General features: G+C 55.9%; 10 protein-coding genes. 1 reads left to right on the top strand and 9 read right to left on the bottom strand.

Annotated features, from left to right (window positions below; all coding sequences use genetic code 11):
* Positions 1–359: hypothetical protein (locus ACMHLI_RS23260; RefSeq protein WP_413531444.1), on the top strand; the 359-nt coding region annotated here is incomplete at its 5' end.
* Here the strand turns inward: ACMHLI_RS23260 and ACMHLI_RS23255 are convergent.
* The 9 genes from ACMHLI_RS23255 to ACMHLI_RS23215 form a co-directional block, all read right to left on the bottom strand.
* A complete protein-coding gene (locus ACMHLI_RS23255; RefSeq protein ID WP_119823480.1) occupies positions 346–690 on the bottom strand; it encodes a hypothetical protein in 345 nt (114 codons plus the stop codon). The genes ACMHLI_RS23260 and ACMHLI_RS23255 overlap by 14 nt on opposite strands.
* Positions 691–736: 46 nt before the next feature.
* The gene (locus ACMHLI_RS23250) at positions 737–964 is read right to left on the bottom strand and encodes a hypothetical protein (RefSeq protein WP_183850759.1); all 228 of its coding nucleotides are present in this window, start codon (positions 962–964) and stop codon (positions 737–739) included.
* A gap of 69 nt (positions 965–1,033) precedes the next feature.
* The gene (locus tag ACMHLI_RS23245; protein WP_413531443.1) at positions 1,034–1,336 is read right to left on the bottom strand and encodes a hypothetical protein; all 303 of its coding nucleotides are present in this window, start codon (positions 1,334–1,336) and stop codon (positions 1,034–1,036) included.
* A 144-nt stretch (positions 1,337–1,480) separates the two neighbouring features.
* Positions 1,481–1,681, bottom strand: a complete 201-nt coding sequence (locus ACMHLI_RS23240; protein ID WP_413531442.1) for a hypothetical protein — start codon at positions 1,679–1,681, stop codon at positions 1,481–1,483.
* A 321-nt stretch (positions 1,682–2,002) separates the two neighbouring features.
* Positions 2,003–2,683, bottom strand: a complete 681-nt coding sequence (locus ACMHLI_RS23235) for a plasmid SOS inhibition protein A (protein WP_413531441.1) — start codon at positions 2,681–2,683, stop codon at positions 2,003–2,005.
* A 50-nt stretch (positions 2,684–2,733) separates the two neighbouring features.
* Positions 2,734–3,159, bottom strand: a complete 426-nt coding sequence (locus ACMHLI_RS23230; protein ID WP_413531440.1) for a conjugation system SOS inhibitor PsiB family protein — start codon at positions 3,157–3,159, stop codon at positions 2,734–2,736.
* Positions 3,160–3,217: 58 nt separating this feature from the next.
* Positions 3,218–5,188 (bottom strand): ParB/RepB/Spo0J family partition protein, encoded by a 1,971-nt coding sequence (locus ACMHLI_RS23225; RefSeq protein ID WP_413531439.1) that lies wholly within the window; start codon positions 5,186–5,188, stop codon positions 3,218–3,220.
* 110 nt (positions 5,189–5,298) lie between these two features.
* Entirely contained in the window at positions 5,299–5,580 is a 282-nt protein-coding gene (locus tag ACMHLI_RS23220) for a DUF905 family protein (protein WP_413531438.1), read from the bottom strand.
* A 690-nt stretch (positions 5,581–6,270) separates the two neighbouring features.
* Entirely contained in the window at positions 6,271–6,714 is a 444-nt protein-coding gene (locus ACMHLI_RS23215; RefSeq protein WP_413531437.1) for an antirestriction protein, read from the bottom strand.
* Between the last annotated feature and the right edge of the window lie 140 nt (positions 6,715–6,854).

Here is a 6,854-nt window from a genome sequence, read left to right as displayed (position 1 = left end):
CAGGGATTCCGCGAAGCTTACCGGCTTGCCGGTTAGCGCAGTCGGGCTCGACGACCGGCCGCAGGTCGGGAGCCGAAGGGGGCCATGCCCTGGGTGTGGAATTTATTGGGGTAACAGCATCGCTGGCTATCGATGACCAGGAAGAAGAGAAAAAGCCCGGAGAGGAAGAGACAGTAAGGGAAGAGAGAGACAAGCCCCCGACACATACCGGAGAAGAGGGGCGGCGCAGCCGCCGCCTGTCTCAGGAACTGGCGGGCGCAGCCCGCTGGGGATTTTTGCGGCATTCAGGCTACGTGCAGATATCCATCATTAACGGGCAGGGCATGTATCGCCCCGCCCTTTGTCTCAGCACACCCTGATTTCGCGATTGAAAACGACTCGGTAATCGGCGTGCCCGTCACCTTCGTGGAAGAGTTCCAGCCTGACAACATTGTTGGCTGCGTGGTTCATTACCATGACTTGTTCGACAGCAGCCAACAGTTCCAGACCGTCAGGCAGCGGGAACCAAAGATTTGAATTACTACCGGACAATGTCGGATGTGAGACGAAATGAAAGCCCATGCCGGTATCGAGCATGGCAACAATCAACATGACGTGATCACGCGGAGTTTGCGTGTCGGCTGACAGAGGGTTTCCCCCCCATCTTTCGGAAGATTCAGGAGCGGCGGTCTTGACGTTTTGTGTGTGCATGGTGTTTCTCCTGGATTTTCATGGCGGGAGGAGCCCGCCATTCCCACTAAACTTCTGTTGAACCAACCCACGAAGCGCCTAAATAGGCATCTGAGCCTTCCCCGTTATCATCCGGCTGAACAGTGATTAACTGGTCATGCGTCCAGCCGTCCTGTGGTGCCTGCTGCCTGAATATTTCAGCCCCGTCGAGCGTTCTGATAATCAGGGTTTCATGTCGAACCGGCGTTAAAATGTCCGGCTCTCCTTTTGTCTGGTCGGTGATGTAATAGATCATTCTTTTTTCCTTAACTCACCAATATAAAATTCACTCCAACGGGGGGACGTTCCCGCCCTCGGTTGTTGATCAAATTTCAATGCCTGACGCCTTAACCAACTTGTTAAACGCCTTAAAATGTTCCGCGTCGCACACAGAAATATGGCTTCCGGCCTTGGTCGTGCCTGAACTGAGCGTATAGCTGTATGCCATTTTCATTTGCTCAGGATACTTTTTACGAAACGCCTGCAACGCCTTTAGCGTCTCAAAACCGTAAACGTCGTACTCTTCGGGTTTGCCACCCTTCACACCCTCTGCTAAAAGGATCTCGTATGTCTTACCCCATCTTTCAGTAGATTCAGGAGCGGCGGTCTTGACGTTCTGTGTGTTCATTCTGGTTGTTCCCCTTCGGTGGTTAGTCCATCTCTCAGTGAGTTCTTTCGCGGCAAGGGCAACGGAGTACCAACGCAGGCAGGCAACAAGGGGCGGAGACAACAGTTTTACGAGGCACGAGAAAAAGTTTTGGCGAAGTGCATTTCACCCCTTGGGGAATGACCAGGCGGTGCTACGTTTAAGCCCGCGCGAAAGGGCTGGCTGAGCGATGGCTCGCCGGACAGCCCGGACAGAATGAACGCACCCGACACGACGGAACGGCGTGGCGACCTTAGCGGCCGGTTTACCGGCCAGTGTCTGTGCGGCGGCGGAGCCGGCTGCGGGTGTTGACCTGGCCGTTGCCATCAGACCCTAGCCGTCAGGCCGGAACCCCGAAGGGATTCCGCGAAGCTTACCGGCTTGCCGGTTAGCGCAGTCGGGCTCGACGACCGGCCGCAGGTCGGGAGCCGAAGGGGGCCATGTCGTAGGGGTGATCCTTCTGGGGGAAAATAATCATGAGAAGTTCGGAAATACCAATCACTGACAGAATGACGCGCAGCAGCTGCATGACGAATCAGAAGAGTTGCCCGGAGAGAAAGAGACAGTAAGAGAAGAGAGAGACAAGCCCCCGACACATACCGGAGATTAAGCAGAGCCGCCGCGGCGTAGCCGCAGCAGCCTGGCGGTTTATCTGTGTTTTTTTTCCAGGTCAGACAGGCGATTCGGAAGCATCAGCCGGTCAAGGTAAGCCTCAAACTCGCTTTGCTCATCAGCGTGCCGGTTAACTTCCAGCATCACTGCCCAAAGAGGTTCGTAGCGAACAAAGTAGCGGTCGAAATGCATCAGGCTGGGGAACCGAGAAATCCACGCATATACCAGCTCACCCAAATCGTGGAGATGCAATTCTCTGCGCGACCATGCCGAGTACCACGATCTGACCGTGCTCGGAGTACAAAACGCCAGTTCTATTTCGGCCTGTCCCAGCTGGCTCTCATAGTGCCGCCGCTTCATTTCCTCAGTCTTCGCTTCGACATTTCTTTTGCGGTTTGCGTTGAGAACGGCACGCTGTTCCCCGCGCTGCCGAGCCATGTTATCGACTTCAGGAAACAGGCTGCGACCGACGCTGTCGGACAGGGGCGAAAGGCATGATGCCCCCCGCGTCGAAATCAGCACATCGATGGCGGCAAGATATCGCGCTTTACTCGGCCTCTTCCGGTCCTTGGGATCAAAGCACCCGTCTACCATGCGGATATCGTCTAAAGCTATCGCTGGCCTGCCCATAAACCGGAAAAAGGCGCTGGCATAGGGATACTTTCCCTGCCGGTGGGCGGTTTCACTGCGATTTTCGACATAACCGATAGCTTGCATAACCGCTCGGCGTTGGGGATGCAGGGGGACTAACGCGCGTGAGTTGGGGATCATACCGCCACCCCCGTGAATCGTAGCACCGCCGCGAGCCTGTCAGCGTCGGTATATCCGGCGTGGATATACTCATCGAGACGCCGAATTTCACGCTCAAGGTTCAAGACAGACACACTCCCGATATCCTCAGAGACGAACACCCACGCGACTGACTGACCGGCATTAAACAAAAGTCCCATCGTCCAGTACGGCGCATCGGAGCCGCCAAATCCGAATATGACCCTGATGCCGGATGCCGGAGTCAGCACGCAGCAGGTCGGCATAAACCCCTCTTCTTCAGGATCGGGGGCATCGACAGACCATGCGACCGGTAACTCTATATTTTGCAAAACAGAATCGGTAAACAACTTACCGACATTACCGTGCAGCCCCGCCAACACGTCCGCACCGGCTGGCTGGCAACCCGCAATATTCGTGAGCAAAGCAGTTTGGGTATTTTTCATTATGTTACATACCGCCCTTTCGGGCGGTATCTCCGAATCAGGCGGCGTTTGCCGTGGTGTCAGTGGAAGGAAGTTCGTTCTGCGCGGTTTCTGTCTCCGTCACCAGTGCTTTCATCCACTCCGGCACCCAGCGGGTTTCCCCTATCGCTTTCTCGGCCAGCACGGCGGCTTCGCTCCGCTTGAGTTTCGCCGCCTCGACCGCTACGCCGCTGAGGCCGTTTTGGTTCAGCACGTCAACAATCTGATCTTTGCTGATTTTGCAGAAATACCCCGCTGCGGTCGGCTGCCACCAGTCGCGTAAGTCAAAATTCAGCGTACTTTCCAGCGAGTCCAGTGCGCTGTCCTTCGTTTTGCCGTAAATCCGATCCTGCACACCATCGATGCCAAACGCCACGCAGAATCCAAGCAACATCGACACGTCAGCTTGCTGCCAGTCGAGAAGCCACGTAAAGCTGGCTGTCCAGTCTTCGGGAAACGTTGAGAGCACCCGCTCTTTTTCCTGCTCAAGCCACTGAAACGCTTTCCCTTCGTCACCGGAGAGTGACGCTGTCACCAGTGTGCCGCGCTCCACGGTCATATTTACTCTCAGCGGCGATGCCTTACCCAATTTTCCGAAGGCCGCGAGGCAGTATTTCCACGTCAGCAACGCCAAGCCGACGTTCGGCTGCTGGGAGAGCGCGGCTTGGACAGCCAGCGTTCTCTCGCTGGACATGGCGGTAACGAGGGTTGCGGAGACCTGATCCACGGCTTTTGGCGTCTCATTTACCAGCGTGACAACGTTTTCAACAGGCGTTTCCACCGGCTCAAGCTTGCACACACCGCGCTGGATATGCATATAACCGTTGTTATACGACACCACCACGCCGCCGGACGCTTTCTGTTCCTCCGTCCACCCCCTACTGATTGCGCGTTCTTCAATAGCGTCAATTTGCTCCTGATACACGGAGTCATCTTCATCGGTTTCCAGCGCATCGCGCTGTTCGATCAGCACACCCTGCGCGGCCTCTTCCCCTTCTGCGTAGACAGGTTCCGGCGCGTCCAGCAGGCGATACGCTGTGCGGTCATCGCCACGGGAGGTGATGCCGCTCCAGCGTGAGAGGCTCCACGACCAGCCTTCCTCCGTCTGAATGGCCTGCGCCGCAGCCGCCAGTTTTTGCTCTGCCAGCGTGGTGAGCAGGGATTTGTCTGCGAACCCCTCCCCGTTTTCGCCGCTGAACAGGTCTTCACGTACCAGACCGCCTGCGGCTTCATATGTATCCCGACCGACAAAGGCAAACAGGCGGTTATTGAGAATGCTCACCTCGCTTTGCACGATCATGTTTTTAATGACGTTAACCGACGGGGAATAATAGTTACTCTTCGCACTTTCCCAGACCTCGACCTGCCGTTGCTGATCGTCTTCAAGGCACAGCGCCTGACAGATATCGAGAGTGATTTCGTCCTGTGCGAGCAATTTCAGCAGCGCGGGTGCCAGACTGGCCATTTTCAGGCAGCGCTGCACATGGCGGCTTGAGTACCCGAATAATGCACCGATCTGTGCTTCCGTTTTTCCCTCGGCGGCAAGGTCACGGAAGCCCACAATCTGCTCCGCCGGATGCATGACTTTGTGGTCGCTGTTCTCGATAATGGAGGCTGCGCGGGCAAGTTCATCAGGCAGGCGTTTCACGGCAATGAGGGTGTCCGGCGTCATATTTCCCTCTTCCAAGAGCATATTAAGGCTGGTTAATCGCTTACCACCCGCCGCAACGCCGTTCATTCCCTCCGGCAATGAATGAATGACTAAGTTTTGCAGCAACCCGATAGCATGGATCGAGTCCGCCGTTTGCCGGACTTCCTTCGCCGTATACGGGACGGTGCGGACGTTCAGCGGAGATATCACCAGCGAGGAAAGCGGCACAAACTCCATCTGCGCCTGCTCGAGCGCGGCCTTAAGTGCCTCGTTTACCGCTTTTGAAACTTTATCGCTGGATTTCTTAACGGCAGCTGCTTTAGTATTGTTGTCAGACATGATGTGACTCCTTGTTATAGATTGTCGTGCCGGTCTGGGAGCGTTCACCTCCCTTCCGGCGTTATGAAGCAGGGGAAACCCTGCTTTTTTATTGCCTCAATTTCAGCGCCTTACTCTTGTCCTTCTGTTGCCTCCCCGATGTATCGCTGTAAATCAGCCAGAAAATCGCGTTCAAACGTCCAGCCCCGCCACACCAGTTCACCCTGTTTGCGGAGCGTGATCTGATGGTCGCCGTCGCGCGTCGGTTCGCTTTGAGACAGGGCATAGCCTTGCTTGAGGCGAGACTGCGCCCGAACATAAATGTTGTGTATCTGTAGAAGGAGATCGCCCTTGCTTTCCCCCCATCTTTCGGAAGATTCGTGAGCGGCGGTCTTGACGTTTTGTGTGTGCATGCTGGTCTTCCCCTCTGGTTTAAATGTCATCTCTCGGTGAGTTCTTTCGCGGCAAAGGGCGAAGTAGCAACGGCGCGCGTGGGAACGCAAGGGCGCCGCAGGCGTGCATTTCACCCTTGCGTTAACGCGGGTGACGGTGCTACACCCAGCCCTCCGCGTAAGGGCTTAACGTGAGATGGAAAACCTGAAACCGGCAGAATGCACACACCCGACGGCGAGGAACGAGGCGGCGACCTTAGCGGCCGGTTTACCGGCCAGTGTCCGTGCGGCGGCGAAGCCGGCTGCGGGTGTTGACCTGGCCGTTGCCATCAGACCCTAGCCGTCAGGCCGGAACCCCGGAGGGATTCCGCGAAGCTTGCCGGCTTGCCGGTTAGCGCAGTCGGGCTCGACGACCGGCCGCAGGTCGGGAGCCGAAGGGGGCCATGCCCTGGGTGTGGATTTTATTGGGGTAACAGCATCGCCGGCCATCGATGACCAGGAAGAAGAGAGAAAGCCCGGAGAGGAAGAGACAGTAAGGGAAGAGAGAGACAAGCCCCCGACACATACCGGAGAAGAGGGGGCGGCGGAGCCGCCTTCTGTCTCAGGAACTGGCGGGCGCAGCCCGCTGGGGGGTTTTAAGCGCGGCCTGAGCCTTTAGTGATCACCTGCGTTTGAAACTGCCTCCCCGCGCGGGACGGCAACCCTACGAAATCAGTCAATTGCCCCGAAAATGCTGCATCCCTCTGCGTGCTCCCCTGCGAATTCGCGCAGCTTGTAATAATGACGGGTCAGCGTTTCCTGTAATGCGTCATCACCTTTTTCATAACAATGATGAATTAATGCGTTAAGCGCATACATTGTTGCAATGATCCCCGCTGCATCACCTGAAACACTTCCTTGGTAGTAGTTCGATATCACCGCCAGTTCGATAGGTTCATCAACTTGCGGTGCGAGATAGTGACCGCCACCTGACAAGTTATAAAACTTCCAATATGCGCCTTCGTAGTTCTCGCTGTTCTTCTTGAGCCAGTTATAGGCAATCTGTTCACCTTGCATAAACAGGCGACCAAACAGCGCAGGGAGAAACGCCAGACGACGGTTTTCTGACACCAGTGATGCGGTGATCGTACTGTCCTCAAATACTGTGCATGACATGTCACTGCCACATCTTTCGGAAGATTCAGGAGCGGCGGTTTTGACGTTTTGTGTGTGCATTCTTCAAGTCCCCTTCAGGTTAAATGTCATCTCTCGGTGAGTTCTTTCGCGGCAAAGGGCGAAGTAGCAACGGCGCGCGT

Origin of the sequence: Rahnella inusitata (assembly GCF_965118895.1) — a bacterium.
Classification (GTDB): Bacteria; Pseudomonadota; Gammaproteobacteria; order Enterobacterales; family Enterobacteriaceae; genus Rahnella; species Rahnella inusitata_A.
The sequence above is the reverse complement of the archived record's forward strand: the minus strand, read 5'-3'. Positions and strand labels throughout refer to the sequence as shown.